Below are 16,289 nucleotides of genomic sequence, written 5' to 3'. Positions count from 1 at the left end.
CCCCTTATCAACAAATCCTTTCTCTTTTGTTTCCCAACTCTGCCTTTTTTTATACAGCCGTATAAGATGGCACTTTGCGTCCACACTATAGTAATAACTAGAAAAAGGAGATGAGCTTTACGTGGAGAACCATACCAGTAATATTCCCCTTACCGCTGCGGAAATTTCCTCGCTTTGGAATTCCTATCAAAGTGAAACAATGACGATTTGCGGTTTGCGTTATTTTCTTCAAAATGTTGAATGTGAACAAACAGAAGCTTTATTGACCTTTGCACTTGAAAAATCACAGAAAAACAAAGAAATATTGCAGCAATTTTTCCGTGGTGAGGGCTACCCTGTACCGCAAGGATTTACCGATAAGGATGTCAACCTGGATGCACCGCGATTATTCTCAGACAAATTATATATTTATTATCTTTTGCATATGTCGATGATTAAATTGACCATGAATAATTTTTCACTTGTAGTATCTTCCACGTCAGATGTCATTAATTATTACAACGATAACGTTAATCATCTTCAGGAGTTGCATATAAAGGCGAAAGAATTAGCAAAAGAAAAAGGTATATATATTCGCGATCCGCATCTTCCAAAACCTGATCAGATTGATTTTGTGAAGAAACAAAGTTTTATGGCCGGGTGGTTCGGGGATCGACGTCCTTTGCTCGGCCAGGAAATCACCAGCCTTGTATACAATTCCAAACGAAATGCATTGGGACAGGCGCTAATCACCGCCTTCAGTCAGGTTGCCAAGTCGAAAGAAGTAAGAAAATATTTTGAACGCGGCCGTGATATTTCCGGCAAACAAGTAGAAGTTTTTAAGTCCATTTTAAGTAAAGAATACATTTCAGATTCAGCTTTTCTGCTGACTTCAGAAGTTACCGACTCAACAACAGCACCATTCTCCGAAAAATGTATGATGTTCATTGTTACCCTGCTCAGCGCATCCGGTATAGGTCAATATGGTACTGCCATGTCAACGAGTTCCAGACATGACCTTGGTGCTCAATATACACGTCTGATTGCAGAAATTGCCAATTATGCGGATGATGGGGCTGATATCATGATTAACCATGGCTGGATGGAACAGCCCCCGATGGCAGCTGACCGAAAAGAATTGGCGAAATAGGGCTGCTTATGGAAAAAGGGAAAAACAGAGACAAACTGGAAGTACTGTTCTGGAGCATTGCGCTTCCAGGATTCGGACAATTGCTGAATGGAGCATACATTAAGGGGTTACTGTTAGTCGGGCTGGAATTTTTAATTAATGTAATGGGAAATTTCAACCAGATTATTATTTTAAGCTTTCACGGTGAAATACAAAAAGCAGTAGAAGTGACAAATTACGGATGGCTGATGTTCTACCCATGTTTGTATTTCTTTGCAATTTGGGATGCATACAAAGATGCAAAGGGTGAAAGCAAACCATATGCATTTCTGCCTTTTGTTTTTTCGGCTTATTTTGTAACCGTTGGGGTTATTTTTTCTGCCGACCTGAAACTGTTCGGTATTCTGATTGGACCGGTCTGGCTGCCAATCCTGTTTTTACCGGTTGGTCTTTTGGCAGGCGGCATCATCAGGTGGATATTATTAAAAAGATCGGAATAACGCTTTTCAAAGGATTAAAAACCTTTAAAAAGCGTTATTTTAATGATTATTCTGCAGTTGGTGGTAGATCATTTTCTTCCATTCTAAGAATTCCTCCGAAAGCGTCAGATTCTTATTTCTTGGACGTTCAAAAGGAATTTGGAGTTCTTGTTTAATGGTAGTTGGTTTTTGCGACAGGACGATGACACGATCCGATAAGTAGATCGCTTCTTCAATATTATGGGTTATGAACAGAATCGAACGCTGATAGGACTGCCAAATCGACAACAGCCACGCTTGCATATCAAGCCGGGTGAATTCATCCAGCGCTGAAAATGGCTCGTCCAAACAAATCAGCTGCTGGGGACTTAACAGACTCCGAACGAAGGCAGCACGCTGCATCATTCCACCCGATAATTCATGCGGATAGGCTTTTTCATACCCTTTCAGACCAGCACGGTTTATTAATTCCAGTGCCTTCCGTTCATCCTGATCACCAGTTAACTCCGCCCCAAGCATAACGTTCTGCAAAATCGTTCTCCAAGGCAAAAGCGATGGAGCCTGCGGAGTATAGCTAATACCTCCGCGCTCACCGTTCATCCGCCTTCCATCCAGCCATATATCTCCGGAATCAGGATTGGTGATGCCGCCGATCAGATGGAACAGCGTACTCTTTCCGCTTCCGGACGGACCCAAAATGGACACAAACTCCCCATCTTCTACAGATAATGACACTTTATCCAAAATCGTTTGGCCGGCAAATTTTTTCGTCAAGTTCCTAATGCACAGTTTTGTCATGTTAACTCCTCTCCGGCCGCCATTTAACCATAATCCGTTTAAGCAAATTAATGAAAGCGAAAAACACTAAGCTCAAAGCCATAATAAAAACGATGGCCACGAAAACCCGGTCTGTCTGAAATGAAGAAGAAGCAAGCGTCATATAGACACCAATTCCCTCTCCGGCGCCAAGCCATTCGGCAATGACCGCTCCCATCACACTGTATGTGGCCGCGATTTTCAACCCGGAAAAAACAGAAGGCAGTGCATATGGCCATTCCAGCTTCTGAAAAACCTGACGCCTGCTTGCTCCAGCCATCTGCATGTAATGCTTCAAATTGGTGTCCGTCTGGCTGAAACCGTCCAATGCAGCAACAGCAATGGGAAAAAAACAAACTAATATAATAATAATTAATTTTGGCAGCATCCCGAATCCAAACCAGATCACAAGCAGTGGTGCAAGAACAATGATCGGGATATTTTGCGATAAAATAATGAGCGGATAAAAAGCTTCCCGAACCGATGGAAGCAAATGCAGGCAGCAAGCGACAGCGATTCCGAATGAACTGCCAAGTACAAAACCCATCACAGCGAGTTTTATCGTGGCTGTTAAGTGGGGACGGAACTCTTCCCATCCCCCCACTCCTGCCTGCCAAATTTGTGATGGCGCCGGCAACAGCCAATCTGGGATTTGAAAAAACCTGCTGGAAAACTCCCACAACAACAGAATGATAAGGAGAACCGCGGCAGGCTTCCACCCCTGTTTCATGACCTGTTTCATTATCGGTATTTCTCCGTCAGATCACTCATGGTAATGCTATCAGGTTTATACAGCACTTTAACTTGTGAGATAACACTTGGAGAGCCGAGTTCCTCCATTTTCCGGTTCATTTTTTCGATGACTGTCAATAATTCCGACAATTCGCCTTCCATCGTTGTTTCCAGTGGATGCACTTCATACTTAACTCCCGCCGCATCGATGCTCTCAATCGCTGCATCCACATACGGAATAACATCTTCTCCATTTTCAGTTTTAGGTATAATTTGTATACTGACCAGCGAATTACTCATGATTCATCCTCCTCATTATTGGGTAAAAATTCATTCGTAAATGCTTCTTTACTGTTCAGTTTTTTATCAAGCAAATCATTGTTGTACATCCAGTCAGCATAGTTCTCCCAAACCTCAAGCTTCTGAACACCCCACTGCTCAGCATCTGCTTTATATTTTGGCGATAACCATTTCTGACTTGCTTTTACCAATTCAGCGTCAATTTCCGGAACCGCATTGATTAAGATCTCAGCAGATTTTTCCGGGTTATCGATTGCAAAGTTATATCCTTTGGAAACTGCTGCCATGAACTTTTTGACAGTTTCCGGATTGTTACTGATCATATTTTCATTCGTAATCAGCAAAGGTGTGTAATAATCAAGTTTCTTGGAATAATCCGTCAAGTACAGCATGTTCAGTTCAACACCGCGAAGTTCGGCCTCAACTCCGGTCCAACCATAGTAAATCCAGGCAAAATCAACATCCCGTTTAACCGCCGTGAAAAAATCTGTGTTACCCATATTGATAATGTCGACCTTGCTGAAATCCGCTCCGGCTTTTTTCATCAGGGATGACAAAATCGCCTTCTCCACCGGGGCACCAAACCCGCCATATGTTTTTCCTTCAAAATCTTTCAGTGAATTAATGCCTTTTGATTTCGGAGAAGCAAATCCGGAAGTATTGTGCTGAATGACAGCGGCTATCGAGACAATTGGAACATCCTGAACCCGTGCTTCGGTAACACCTTCCTGATAGCTTACGCCAAAGTCTGCTGTACCTGCTGCCACTAGTTGATTGGAACCTGCTTCACCAGGCATGATAATTTCCACATTCAACCCTTGATCAGCAAAATATCCTTTTTCCTTCGCTACATAAATGCCTGTATGATTCGTGTTCGGTGTCCAATCCAGCACAATGGAAACATCTTTCAAGCTTCCCTCACCTTTGGACTCCTCTGCTTTTCCGTTATCCCCACATGCAGTAAGAACCAGCAAAAAGCATAAAACGACCAGTATTTTCTTCAACATCCATTCCTCCTATCCGTTGTGGAACAATCTGTTTGCCGACAGGCGCAATGGAATATACAGAAAATAAAAAACACCATAGGTTCAATACCTACGGCGCACGCAAAGTTTATACATATCCTCATCAACATGTTCCCTACGCCGGTCTCAACCAGATCAGGTTCCAAGGGTCAGTATCTATCGGATACAATCTCAACCAGCATACACTGGTCCCCCCACAACTTGTATTATTTAAATGTCCAATTGTATTCTAACAGATTGATAGCGCTTTAACCAGCCCTTAGTTTTAATATTCTATCAGCAACTTTTTCAGTTCTATCAGTATTTCACACGACAGTGTTTTTCGTACAAGCGCCTTTTTTGCTTGATATCCTAACAAACACCGCGTCCACTATTTTGTTCAATCATAAAATATATCGAAATGAATAAAGGAAGGTGGATTATATGTTAGGATTTTCGATGATTCAGCTCATCCGAAATCACGACAAAAAGCTTGACAAAAAGTTGCGGCAAAGTCTGTTACACTTGTATCGGCCTTTTCGCCGAATTCCCTGTTTTTTGCATCGTCCCATCGAGAACTTGATGAAAAAGTTCAAACGATATCCGGTTGTCATCGAATTCGAAAATAAAGATGTCCCTTTATCCTCAGCAGTAAACAAAGCCCATCACGTAATGAAACCGGAAGCCCGATCCGAACTGATACACCAGTATCACAGCATTTGCTGCTGTTCAGCAGTGTTAACTGCCTCGACAATCGAAAAACTCATGAACAGCGATTGCAGTATTAAAAAAATTCATTATGACCGGGAAGTCACTGCCCTGTTGGATGTTGCTTCGCCAGCTGTGCATGCAACTCAATTGAATGAACAGGGGTTGACCGGAAAGGACATCAATATTGCTGTCGTTGATACAGGTATTTATCCGCATGAGGATTTGAAACAACCATCCGATCGAATTGTTGCCTTTAAGGATTTTATTAACAACCAGACAGAGCCATATGACGACAATGGACATGGAACACATTGTGCCGGGGATGCAGCAGGTAATGGTTTTTCATCAAATGGAAAATATAAAGGCCCTGCGCCCGAGGCCGGCGTTATCGGCGTGAAAGTACTCAATCAAATGGGATCAGGATCGCTTTCCACAATTGTTGCCGGAATTCAATGGTGTATCGATAATAAGCAAAAACATCAAATTGATGTGATTTCCCTATCATTGGGTGCGGCAGCGGATGAATCAAATTGTAACGATCCACTTGTTCAAATTGTTGAACAGGCGTGGGCAGCCGGAATAGTTGTTTGTGTCGCTGCAGGAAATTCCGGTCCCGATCAGCGAACAATTGGTACGCCTGGAATCAGTTCCAAAGTGGTCACAGTTGGAGCAATGGATGATAAAAATACAACCGACCGAGCCGATGAACAAATTGCGTCCTTTTCCAGTCGCGGTCCTGCGTGTGGCGAGGAATCCAAACCGGATTTACTGGCTCCCGGAGTGAATATTATCTCTTTACGGGCCCCCGGTTCTTTCCTGGACAAAACGTCCAAGTCAGGTCGGGTAGACAGTAATTATTTCTCTTTATCCGGCACATCAATGGCGACCCCAATCTGTGCAGGTGTTGCTGCCCTTATATTACAAAACAATCCGGGTTTTTCTCCAGACCAAGTAAAGCAAAATCTTCTTCAAGGTTCAGTTGACAAGGGATTGCCAGCCTATGCGCAAGGTGCCGGGTATTTGGATGCAGAACAAGCTGTCAAAAATAGTAATGGTAATTAAAGACCAGATTGGTTGAAATCCTATTGGGGTATACACCGTAATATAGTGGTATACCCCTTTTATATTCTGGTGCGAGGAGGAATAATAATGCAGCATTTAACTTCTCAACAAGAGGAAAAATTCATCCCGGTGACAACTGATCGGCAACGCCTCAACAAGATTATCGCCCAACATTCGGACACGAAGAAAAAGATCCAGAAGGACAAAAAGGCTTATTATGACGAGAAAGAAGATCAGCGGATTATCAAACAATATTACCAAAACATCGATTTTAATCATTCCAATGAAGAATTATTTCAATCGCTGAAACAACTTCTTTCGGAAACCCATACAAATCATTTGGAGTACGATCCAAGCGAGTATGTGTATCCATGGGTTGATTTAAGACCAGACGGAAACGTGGCCAGCATTTATTCGAGAATAAAACGGCAAACGGAAGAAGTACTCAAAGAAGACTACGAAACCTCATTAAAACGCAAAGAACAAATGGAAAAAGTACCGGATGATGAACAGAAAGAGCGTAAACTGAAACAGATTGAGGAAGATTTCAAATATAACTGCGAACATGCTGTCCCGCAATCCTGGTTCAATGAACGAAAGCCGATGCGTGGGGATCTTCATCACCTGTTTACGTGTGAACCTGCATGTAATTCAACCAGGAGCAATTACCCGTATTATGATTTTGCCGATTACAAGCCTGAAAATCAACCTGAAGCATCGTGCGGTAAAGCGGATGAAGAGATGTTTGAACCTGCACATGCAAAAGGTGCGGCTGCAAGGGCCATGCTGTACTTTTTAATCCGGTACCCTGATGAAATTGAAAAATCGCATCTGGAAAAGGTCGATACAAACATATTGTTCAACTGGCACCAGAAGTTCCTGCCGTCTCTTTATGAAAAACATCGAAATCTGGCAATCTTTAATATTCAGGGGAACCGTAATCCTTTCATTGATTTTCCGGAAAAAATGAAGCCCCTAAAGACGGAAATGATATAGCTTAACATAGAAAAAGGCGTTTCGGCGTAAGTAAATTTATCCGAAACGCCTTCATTTTTTACTGTATCCCCATCATGATCCCAAAATAGACGGACACCACCATCAACAACGAAGCAAAAGTCGAAACAAAAACAGATTCTTTCTTAACGGCTGCGATAATCGTCAGTAATCCGAATAATACACCCAAACCAAATAATAAATAACTCTCCATGCCAAAAATTACCGTAACATTAAAAATACCGGTACTTTCAGCATTATGGATAGTGCTTATAAAATTTCCCTCATATATCGTTTTGAAGAGTGGAGATGCTCCATATGATTTGATCAAAGTGTAGATCTGATGCGGCGGCCAGGACTGCCCCATGAACGCTGTCAACCCAAATACAATTAACGCATATACACTTTCCAGCCGCCCCCATTTCAATGGATTAAATGATTCTTCATGATGTTTTTTTCGAAACAGGATTCCATTGAGAAAAGCAAACAACACCAGTGAAATAATAAATATATGTTTGATAACCAATGCTTGTCCATAATTAACAACAAGACTGTTTTGGTATTCCTGCAATACCGTTGCATTCGGATCATCATACGAATTTATATCAATTGTCATAGTGAAATAGCCGGCCACCAGCGTAACAGCCAGACAAACAACAGCAACCGGCGTGAACCATTTCAGAAATGTTAACCAGTTCGTTTTATTTTTGGAAAACCAGCTTGCCACAAGTAAAAGCCCAATCCATACGGTAACTGCCAGAAAATGAAAGGAATGTGCCATAAATCCCTGCCATTCTGTAATGGTTGCTGCATGGCTTGACATTGTGTAACTAAACAGCATTAACAATGTTAGAACAAGCGCCCATGTAATGAAGTGTGTCTTTGTTTTCAACTGCCTGGCACCTAAAACACAAAGCAGAATCACCGAAATGAAAGTAACAAACATCCATGCTTTTCCGATTTCAAATGTCATGATAACACCTTTCAAAATCGGCCACAGATCTTTATTCCCCGCCAGAATGTTCGCGGTATTAAAAACCGGCAAAAACGATGTTACAGGTATTAACACGGCAGCGAGATATAGTACTTTTTTCGGAATATCCATTGGCGGTTTTTTATCTTCCGGAACCAGGAACAAAATCAGCGAACCCATTAGAACCGAAAAACAAATGTATAATATAAACTCTGTAAATGAGATTAGCAGCACTTAAAATCACCTCAACCTTATTCATTCCGTTTACTGAAGAACAACCAGGCTATTAATATGACTTCGGCAATCACCAGAAATATAATAATACCATTTTCAAAGAAAGATTGCTAAATATCAAATGTAATAGCATTATTATCATAAATGAGTAAGTCACAATCCAAGCAGTCCAATAACATCTTATCCAAGAGTATGATAGCATACTGGTAAATCAACAAATTAAGGAGTGAGTTAATGACAAACCAAATTCCCGAAATTACACTTAATGACGGCACCCGTATCCCAGCAATCGGCTTTGGTACGTATAAACTGTGGGGAAATGACGGTGCTGCCGCTATTGCAAGTGCAATTGATAACGGATACCGTTTAATTGATGCTGCGTACAATTATGAAAACGAAGGAACGGTCGGGAAAGCACTTAAGCAGACATCTGTGCCGCGGGAGGAATTGCGCATTGCTTCAAAACTTCCCGGTCGCTATCACACGTACGACAAGGCAGTGAAAGCAATTCAGGAATCACTCTACCGGGCGGATTTGGATTACTATGATTTTTATTTAATCCATTGGCCAAATCCACTCCAGGATATCTATGTTGAAGCATGGCAGGCATTGGTTGATGCAAAAAAATGGGGGCTAATCCGCTCCATTGGCGTTTCCAACTTCCTTCCTGAGCATATAGAGCGCCTTGAAAAAGAAACAGGAGTGCTGCCGAGTATCAACCAAGTGGAACTGCACCCGTTTTTCAACCAGGAGGAGCAGCGCAAGTGGCATGAAAAAAATGGCATTGCAACCGAATCGTGGAGTCCTTTAGCGCGTGCCAACGACCTTTTTACAAATGATACGATAAAAACGGTTGCGTCCAAGCACAGTAAGAGTATTTCGCAGGTGATTTTGCGCTGGCATTATCAGCATAACACAGTGCCAATTCCGAAATCCGCATCACCTCAGCGCCAGCTGGAAAACATCTCTATTTTTGATTTCACTTTGGATAACAACGACATGACCACATTGGACAAACTAACACAACCGGATGGCAGAATGAAAGACCAGGACCCGGCTGTTTATGAGGAATTTTAGAGAAAATACGATACCAAAATAATGCTGTCCTTCCTGTTGAACCAGGAAGGACAGCATTATTTTGCAACAGTTATTTTTCCATAAAGGCCTAAGATGTTTCTGGCACTTCTTATTTTTCAATGACAGCGGCTCGTATAAGCAGCACACGGTAAGCATCATATCTCTTCAATTTCATTTTTCTTCATTCTGTTTCTATCGGCGAAAGTAGTAATTCTAACGGCGAATTTTTGTTTCTATCGGCGAAAGTCATTGTTCTATCAGCGAATTTTTAATTCTATCGGCGAAAACAGCACTTCTATCGGCATTTTCACTCATGAAGTTACAGGTATTAAAAAGAACCGCCAGAACCTGCTTCCGACGGTCAAAAGTAAAAGATTTAAACTTCACCATAACTCTCTATCAAATTCGCAATATGTGCGTAGGAACCGCCAGCCAGCAGTGCTGAAGCAACTAATACTGCTTCAGATAACTCCTCTCTTGTTGCTCCTTCTTTATTGGCACCCTTGGTATGAACATCGATGCAATACGGGCAAAGTGTCGCATGTCCAACCGCAACTGCCACAATTTCCTTAAACTTTTTGCTCAGCTTGCCTTCCTTCATGGCTGCTGAATTGAATCCGGAATAACCCTGGAATCCATCTTTCGCATGCTTGCCAAGTTCGTTAAGATTCTTCAAATTGGAGCGTTCATACAATGAATCATCCGCATCATCTGAAAGTGCATTATGCATATTGGTACTGTGCGTTACAGCCCCGCCAGCTTCAACTGAAGATGTAACAAAGACAGCTTCTACCAGTTCTTCTAGAGCAGCTCCTTCCTTTTTGGCATTTTTAGTATGGATATCAATACAATAAGGACATTCCGTGACATGCGCAATTGCAACCGCAATAATTTCCTTTTCCTTTTTAGTCAGGGCGCCTTCTTTGAAAACACCTGCATCAAACTCCGAAAAAGCCTTTGCCTGTTCCGGTGCAAAGTCTTTCACTTTATTTAAATTTTTTGCCTGACTCTTATCGTAAAAACTATCAGCCATTGTAAAATCCTCCTTCACACGAATGTATATGTTTTCCACTTTATATTCTACCACTGGATTGAAATGGCTAAACCACTTTCTGTTTAGGTAATTTATCGCTTCATCTCTGACGCTCCCATTTAATGATATTTATCATGCGAAATAACTTATATTCATGACTAAAAGGATTTTCTGTCTGCAGTATGCTTGAATTACAAATTCAAAAGGGGTGAATTATATGAAAAAAGGGTTATCTGCAGGCTTTACTGTTGGGATCTTATCTGGGGTTACAGCCTTGATCACAGAATTTATCATTGGTTCAATAACTGGTCTTTGGTTCAAGGAATTAAATATCGTCTCTATTATGTTCTCCTGCATTATCACCAATCTAGCTGGTTCAGTCATTTTTGTGAATCTGGATAAGAAAACTTCAAAACCCACGTTATATTATACAATGATTGTTGCAGGAGTAACTTTGTTTCTGACCTTCAACACCATTGTCAATCCGCCGCAGGAACAATTTGGAACAGTCAGCCATCCCCTGCACATTGTCGCTGCGTTACTATCCATTTGGCTGATTCCAACATGGACAGTGAAAAATGTGCCTTTTTTGCAGGACAATTTGACACAGAAGTCAAACTAACTGGTATGACATCAGTAATAAGAAATGGAGGTGATGTCATTTGCGATCAATTTTGATACAGAAGAAACGCAGGGATTCTGCACTATTGGCAATGTTGGTTCTACCCGCTGTTTACTTATTTTACGGGCCGTATAATGAAGCATGGGCAGTGAATCTATCATTATTTACCATTTTGGCTATTTCCTATTGGCGGAGCATAACCCGCTCTACCTACAGAGAAATATTTATCGTCCTGCAAATATTGACAGTTGGCGTAATCGGTGCGCTTTATTCCCCATGGAGTCTTGCTCTTGCATTTTATCCGGGATTAATCATCGGAGTATTTGTGCCTGAACGGTCAATTCGACGGTATGCAGGATTAATGGCGGTAGTCATATTTGTTTCAATACTTACTTTCTTTATTTTCAGGGAAAATGAGTGGCATTTTTATTGGCTACCTATGGTAATTGCCATTACCGCAATGCCGTTTATTGCAAGAATATACCGCAGATCGATAATGATGAATCACGAACTGAGGAATGCAAACGAAGAAATCACCCGTCTGATAAAAAATGAAGAACGGCAGCGGATTTCCAGAGACCTCCATGATTCTGTCGGTCACACTCTGTCCTTGATAACGTTAAAAAGTGAACTAATGGAACGCCTAATCCGTAATAACCCTGAAGAGGCTATTGAAGAAGCAAAAGCATTACAAAGCATATCCCGTTCGGTATTGCTTCATATTCGAAAATTAATAAGCGATATGCAGGCTATTGATATTGATGAAGAGCTTAAACATGCAGATGAAGTTTTTGCATGGGCAAATATCATATTGCGCCACGATAACCGCTGTGAAATAGAAGAAATTTCTTCCATAACACGAAATATCCTCGGTATGTGCTTGCGTGAATGTACCACCAATGTATTGAAGCATAGCAGGGCAAAAAACTGTACAGTATCTCTTCACACAAATGCGGGGAAATATATGCTTTATGTGAACGATGACGGTAAAGGCTTCAGCATCAATGACGGCGACACGAAAGACTTCGGAAATGGACTTCACGGGATGAAAGAACGGCTGTCGCTCATTGGAGGAAAACTCCAAGTCAATACTAGCTCAAAAGGCACAAACGTAACGATTATAGTACCAAAAATGTAACTTACGGAGGGTGAAAATTGAAAATTGTTATCGCCGAAGACCAGGGCATGCTCCGCGGTGCAATCAGCCGGCTATTGGGAATGGAAGAGGATATCACAGTAATCGGTGAGGCAGATAATGGAAAAGAAGCTTTGGAACTCATCCGAACAGCGGAACCTGATATAGCTATTCTGGATATTGAAATGTCTGTTCTAAGCGGGCTGGAAGTCGCAAAAAAACTGAAAAACGATAAAAATCAGTGCCGGGTAGCAATTGTAACCACTTTTGCCAGGAGCGGATATTTACAAAAAGCGGTCAAAGCAGATGTTCAAGGTTATCTACTAAAAGAAACCCCTGTCTCCGAATTGGCAGAAGCATTGCACAAAATCCACCGTGGCGAGCGGGTATTCAGCCCTCAACTGACCTTTACTTTCCTAGAAGCATCCAACCCGCTGACCAAAAGAGAGATAGAAATTCTTCAATGCTTGAAGAGCGGAGATTCAGTAAAAGAGATGAGTCAGACCCTTTACCTTTCAGAAGGTACGATCAGAAATTATATATCCGAAATTATTCAGAAGCTGGAAGCCAAAAACCGGATTGATGCTGTGACAATTGCCGATGAAAAAGGCTGGCTGTGAACTCATAATTTGCAGCCAGATATTACTACTTATCCACCATCAATTGTTAAAGAGCCAACCTGACTAAGATTGGCTCTCCTAATATTTATTGATTTCCCTTTTTAACCCATTCGGCAACATTTACCGTACGTTTGGCCTGATGCTTCACTGCACCTTCAACATCCTCGACCATTTTGCCATCCTGATCAACAGATACGCTTGTTCCATATGGATTTCCTCCAGCACCGAAAAGCACCGGATCCGTATAGCCTGGAGCTGCTATGATAGCACCCCAGTGCATCATGGAAGTATATAACGACAGCAATGTAGCTTCCTGACCACCATGCGGATTTTGTGCTGAGGTCATCGCACTTACTACCTTATTCACTGTCTTGCCGCTTGCCCAAATGCCACCCTGGATATCAAGAAATTGCTTCATTTGTGATGGCACATTACCAAAACGTGTTGGCGAACTGAATATAATGGCATCTGCCCATTCAAGGTCATCCGAGGTTGCTGCCGGAACGTCTTTTGTTGCTTCCACCGTTGCTTTCCATGCTTCATTTCCATCAATAACTGACTGTGGAGCCAGCTCTTCCACTTTTAATACTTTAACCTCGGCGCCTGCCTCTTTTGCTCCTTCTTCAGCCCATTTTGCCATTTGATAATTTGTTCCGCTCATACTGTAAAAAACCACTGCTAATTTAACGTTTGACATATTTTCATTCTCCTTTGATTTTCCAAATATTTTATCTAAAAAACTCATATATTACACCTTCTTTTGTTTAGTTTTAACAACTTTTAATAAATTTCCACCCCCTTTAAAATGAATGTTTAAGACATTTGAGGTGGTTCATTGCAGGAGACTCCGTTTAAACCAAGAGTTCACAAGACAAATGGCTCCTTATTACTAATTTGTATATTATCATTTCATATATCCTTAATTCAAAATATATGCTTATATTATTCCATTGCCCACCATTTCTTCTCCCATTGTTTCAAGCGACTATTTTGCTGCATCAGTTAATGATTTTCTGCGCCTCCTGTAATTGAAACCTTCGAACTGTTCTTGGCAGGAACTTGCGGATCTCATCTTCGTTGTATCCTACCTGCATACGCCTTTCATCCTTAATAATGGGTCGTTTTAAAATACCTGGATTTTTTTCAATCAAGCTGTATAGATTTTTTATTGGTAATTGCTCAACATCAACATCTATCGTTTTAAACACTTTAGAACGTTTTGAAATAATCTCATCCGTTCCATCCTCCGTTAAGCGCAAAACACCCTTGATTTCGTCCTCGGTTAATGGCTCATGAAACAAATTACGTTCTTGAAAAGGTACACCCTGCTCCTGTAACCATGCTTTTGCCTTTCTGCAGGATGTGCAACTTGGTGTCGTGTAAAGTGTAACCATAAAATCACCTCATAATAATTTTTAATGTATCATCACGAATATCTTATTTTAGATATTCTGAATTCAGAATATATGGTTAAAAAATTTTAACTACATTTCTTCTGCATGATGCCCTGCTCTCTTCAGCAAATCAATTGCAGTATCGATTTCTTTTTCAGACCAAACATTAAAAACAGATTCTATTTTTTTCTCATGTTCCGGAAAATACGCATCCATAAATTCTTTTCCAGGTTCCGTAATGGCCGCATACATGACACGACGATCATCCGGACAAGCTCTTCGGTATAGATATCCTTTCTTTTCAAGTTTATCAACAACGTACGTTATACTGCTGTTGGCAACCAGAATATTTCTTCCAATTTGTTGTATTGGCTGATCACCTTTATGATACAGTAATTCCAAAACAGCAAACTCATTAAGATTCATTCCATACTGAGCCACATCTTTTTTAAGAACATCCTGTATGGATTGCGTTGCCCGATTTAGAACTGTAAAAGCTTTAAGGCTGGTATTTGCATCGCTCAATTGTCTCACCCCGTCAATAAGCTGCCATTCACACCAAAATTTATCTTGAATTAATTTATTTCAAATTCGTATTATTTAATTTAAGTATATAATACCATCGGATAATAATACTGTCAATAACGGTGCAGTATTAAAACAGTGAAACATTTTTACCAAAAAATAGTGCAAACCGCTTATATACCAAGATGACCGTTCAATGAAGGGACCTTACTATATGGGAAAACCGGCTTATTGAACCTTTTTATAGGCGGCATTAAAATTATAATATACAAACTTTTAATAGTAATCCAAATTTAGGAGATGGTCATTATCACAAAACCGGTTTTCATTATTTCTACTGGAAGAAGTGGATCAACAGCCTTATCAAATTGCATTAACTTAAACCCTAATATACTTAGTCTTTCGGAATTCTTATTATCGATCAATATGAATTCTTCCGGTCCGGATCCAGAAGCAAACAACTGGCCTGGATTGTCATTGGAAAGATGGGACGGAAAACAATTTTGGGACCTTCTTGCAAAAAAGGTGCCTCTTAATATCGAACCTTATATCAAAAAAGGGGTACGGCTTAAAGAATTTTTATATAAAGTCACTGATACATCACGATTTAATTTTAAAACGGGAGTACCAGCTATTCTTGCTATGACACTCCCCCATATAACGGAAAAACCAGACGAATTGTACGAAGAATTGGAATCAGTGGTTCCCCAATTCCCGGAAGATCGGCTTGACCGCCAGTACCAGCGTCTATTTGAATGGCTCCTGCGAAGATACCAAAAGGATGTTTGTGTGGAACGGTCCGGGGTGTCAGTCCATTTCGTAGATCGTTTAATCGACATGTTTCCGGATGCTAAATTTATATTTTTGTACCGCGATGTCAGGGAAACTGCAATGGCCTTCAACCGATTTCAAGCTTTTAAATTAGGTACGGCATTAAAAAAGGCTAAGGAAACTACTGGTGAGGACCCCACGAACCCAAACAGCGATGTATCCCGCTTAGGGGAGTTCAAATGGCTGCACCCGGATTACTTTGACATGGAGCAATTCAATAACTATGAAATGTCTTATGAGGCCTTGGGGGAAAACTTATCTTCATCCTTAGTTTCAGCTGAAAAAAATATTTCCAAACTACCATCAGAGCAAGTGCTTTATCTTCGTTACGAGTCGCTAACGGAAACACCGCACGATCAACTCAGGCGCATCATTCAATTTATACAGCCGGCATCAGCCACTGCTCAGGAAAATGAAAAATGGGTCGAACAAAGTGCTTCTATGATTCGATCGAAGCCAGCCACTTGGCCTGAATTACCAGCAGAAAAACGGAAAAAGCTTGAGAGGGCAAGTGAACCGGCGTTGAAATTACTGGAGTATATCTAATTCATTAAGGTCATCTATAATAGGGATAAAACCTTTTAAACGGGGCGCTTTTCTTTGTACGAAAAGCGCCCCGTTTAAATTATAAAAAGATTCA

The 16,289-nt window shown here is 41.0% G+C and carries 18 protein-coding genes and 1 riboswitch; of the genes, 9 read left to right on the top strand and 9 right to left on the bottom strand.

Going from position 1 to position 16,289, the window contains the following annotated elements:
* Positions 1-121: 121 nt before the first annotated feature.
* Both HUX68_RS16465 and HUX68_RS16460 read left to right on the top strand, forming a co-directional pair.
* Positions 122-1,129, top strand: coding sequence for a DUF3231 family protein (locus HUX68_RS16465; RefSeq protein WP_174615812.1), 1,008 nt, complete (start codon positions 122-124; stop codon positions 1,127-1,129).
* A gap of 8 nt (positions 1,130-1,137) precedes the next feature.
* Entirely contained in the window at positions 1,138-1,608 is a 471-nt protein-coding gene (locus tag HUX68_RS16460) for a hypothetical protein (RefSeq protein ID WP_174615811.1), read from the top strand.
* 39 nt (positions 1,609-1,647) lie between these two features.
* On the opposite strand, the gene HUX68_RS16455 is transcribed toward HUX68_RS16460, so the two are convergent.
* The 4 genes from HUX68_RS16455 to HUX68_RS16440 are packed head-to-tail and all read right to left on the bottom strand — an operon-like array spanning position 1,648 to position 4,439.
* Positions 1,648-2,385 (bottom strand): ABC transporter ATP-binding protein, encoded by a 738-nt coding sequence (locus HUX68_RS16455; RefSeq protein ID WP_174615810.1) that lies wholly within the window; start codon positions 2,383-2,385, stop codon positions 1,648-1,650.
* A 1-nt stretch (position 2,386) separates the two neighbouring features.
* Positions 2,387-3,145 (bottom strand): ABC transporter permease, encoded by a 759-nt coding sequence (locus tag HUX68_RS16450; protein WP_174615809.1) that lies wholly within the window; start codon positions 3,143-3,145, stop codon positions 2,387-2,389.
* Positions 3,145-3,435, bottom strand: a complete 291-nt coding sequence (locus tag HUX68_RS16445; RefSeq protein WP_174615808.1) for a thiamine-binding protein — start codon at positions 3,433-3,435, stop codon at positions 3,145-3,147. The genes HUX68_RS16450 and HUX68_RS16445 overlap by 1 nt, the downstream gene beginning before the upstream one ends.
* Positions 3,432-4,439 (bottom strand): ABC transporter substrate-binding protein, encoded by a 1,008-nt coding sequence (locus HUX68_RS16440; protein WP_174616507.1) that lies wholly within the window; start codon positions 4,437-4,439, stop codon positions 3,432-3,434. The genes HUX68_RS16445 and HUX68_RS16440 overlap by 4 nt, the downstream gene beginning before the upstream one ends.
* Positions 4,440-4,555: 116 nt before the next feature.
* Positions 4,556-4,666: riboswitch (TPP riboswitch) on the bottom strand.
* Positions 4,667-4,883: 217 nt separating this feature from the next.
* On the opposite strand from HUX68_RS16440, the gene HUX68_RS16435 reads away from it, so the two are divergent.
* Together HUX68_RS16435 and HUX68_RS16430 are read left to right on the top strand one after the other, a co-directional pair.
* The gene (locus tag HUX68_RS16435; protein WP_174615807.1) at positions 4,884-6,212 is read left to right on the top strand and encodes a S8 family peptidase; all 1,329 of its coding nucleotides are present in this window, start codon (positions 4,884-4,886) and stop codon (positions 6,210-6,212) included.
* Positions 6,213-6,299: 87 nt separating this feature from the next.
* Positions 6,300-7,208, top strand: coding sequence for an endonuclease (locus HUX68_RS16430; RefSeq protein ID WP_174615806.1), 909 nt, complete (start codon positions 6,300-6,302; stop codon positions 7,206-7,208).
* A gap of 58 nt (positions 7,209-7,266) precedes the next feature.
* On the opposite strand, the gene HUX68_RS16425 is transcribed toward HUX68_RS16430, so the two are convergent.
* Positions 7,267-8,412 carry a copper resistance D family protein gene (locus HUX68_RS16425; RefSeq protein ID WP_174615805.1) on the bottom strand — a complete coding sequence of 382 codons (1,146 nt, stop codon included), beginning with the start codon at positions 8,410-8,412 and terminating at the stop codon, positions 7,267-7,269.
* 234 nt (positions 8,413-8,646) lie between these two features.
* Between HUX68_RS16425 and HUX68_RS16420 the strand changes: the two genes are divergently transcribed.
* Positions 8,647-9,489 carry an aldo/keto reductase gene (locus HUX68_RS16420; RefSeq protein ID WP_174615804.1) on the top strand — a complete coding sequence of 281 codons (843 nt, stop codon included), beginning with the start codon at positions 8,647-8,649 and terminating at the stop codon, positions 9,487-9,489.
* Between the two features lie 376 nt (positions 9,490-9,865).
* Here the strand turns inward: HUX68_RS16420 and HUX68_RS16415 are convergent, their stop codons facing one another.
* Positions 9,866-10,522, bottom strand: a complete 657-nt coding sequence (locus tag HUX68_RS16415; RefSeq protein ID WP_174615803.1) for a carboxymuconolactone decarboxylase family protein — start codon at positions 10,520-10,522, stop codon at positions 9,866-9,868.
* A 217-nt stretch (positions 10,523-10,739) separates the two neighbouring features.
* On the opposite strand from HUX68_RS16415, the gene HUX68_RS16410 reads away from it, so the two are divergent.
* From HUX68_RS16410 to HUX68_RS16400, 3 genes are read left to right on the top strand one after another with little or no spacing between them, the layout of a single operon-like run.
* Positions 10,740-11,144, top strand: coding sequence for a hypothetical protein (locus tag HUX68_RS16410; protein WP_174615802.1), 405 nt, complete (start codon positions 10,740-10,742; stop codon positions 11,142-11,144).
* A gap of 40 nt (positions 11,145-11,184) precedes the next feature.
* Positions 11,185-12,282, top strand: coding sequence for a sensor histidine kinase (locus HUX68_RS16405; RefSeq protein WP_174615801.1), 1,098 nt, complete (start codon positions 11,185-11,187; stop codon positions 12,280-12,282).
* Positions 12,283-12,299: 17 nt separating this feature from the next.
* A complete protein-coding gene (locus tag HUX68_RS16400; RefSeq protein ID WP_174615800.1) occupies positions 12,300-12,899 on the top strand; it encodes a response regulator transcription factor in 600 nt (199 codons plus the stop codon).
* Positions 12,900-12,984: 85 nt separating this feature from the next.
* Here HUX68_RS16400 and wrbA read toward each other — a convergent pair whose 3' ends face one another.
* The 3 genes from wrbA to HUX68_RS16385 all read right to left on the bottom strand — a co-directional run bounded on the left by wrbA (position 12,985) and on the right by HUX68_RS16385 (position 14,818).
* The gene (wrbA, locus tag HUX68_RS16395; protein ID WP_174615799.1) at positions 12,985-13,596 is read right to left on the bottom strand and encodes an NAD(P)H:quinone oxidoreductase; all 612 of its coding nucleotides are present in this window, start codon (positions 13,594-13,596) and stop codon (positions 12,985-12,987) included.
* A 301-nt stretch (positions 13,597-13,897) separates the two neighbouring features.
* Positions 13,898-14,293 (bottom strand): transcriptional regulator SpxA, encoded by a 396-nt coding sequence (gene spxA, locus HUX68_RS16390; protein ID WP_174615798.1) that lies wholly within the window; start codon positions 14,291-14,293, stop codon positions 13,898-13,900.
* A gap of 90 nt (positions 14,294-14,383) precedes the next feature.
* Positions 14,384-14,818, bottom strand: coding sequence for a MarR family winged helix-turn-helix transcriptional regulator (locus tag HUX68_RS16385; RefSeq protein WP_246206709.1), 435 nt, complete (start codon positions 14,816-14,818; stop codon positions 14,384-14,386).
* A gap of 300 nt (positions 14,819-15,118) precedes the next feature.
* Here HUX68_RS16385 and HUX68_RS16380 point away from each other — a divergent pair, with 300 nt between their 5' ends.
* The gene (locus tag HUX68_RS16380; RefSeq protein WP_246206708.1) at positions 15,119-16,195 is read left to right on the top strand and encodes a sulfotransferase family protein; all 1,077 of its coding nucleotides are present in this window, start codon (positions 15,119-15,121) and stop codon (positions 16,193-16,195) included.
* Positions 16,196-16,289: the final 94 nt, after the last annotated feature.

This window comes from Virgibacillus ihumii, assembly GCF_902726655.1.
GTDB lineage: Bacteria > Bacillota > Bacilli > Bacillales > Amphibacillaceae > Lentibacillus > Lentibacillus ihumii.
Note: the sequence above shows the minus strand (reverse complement) of the source record. Positions and strands in the feature narration are given on the sequence as shown.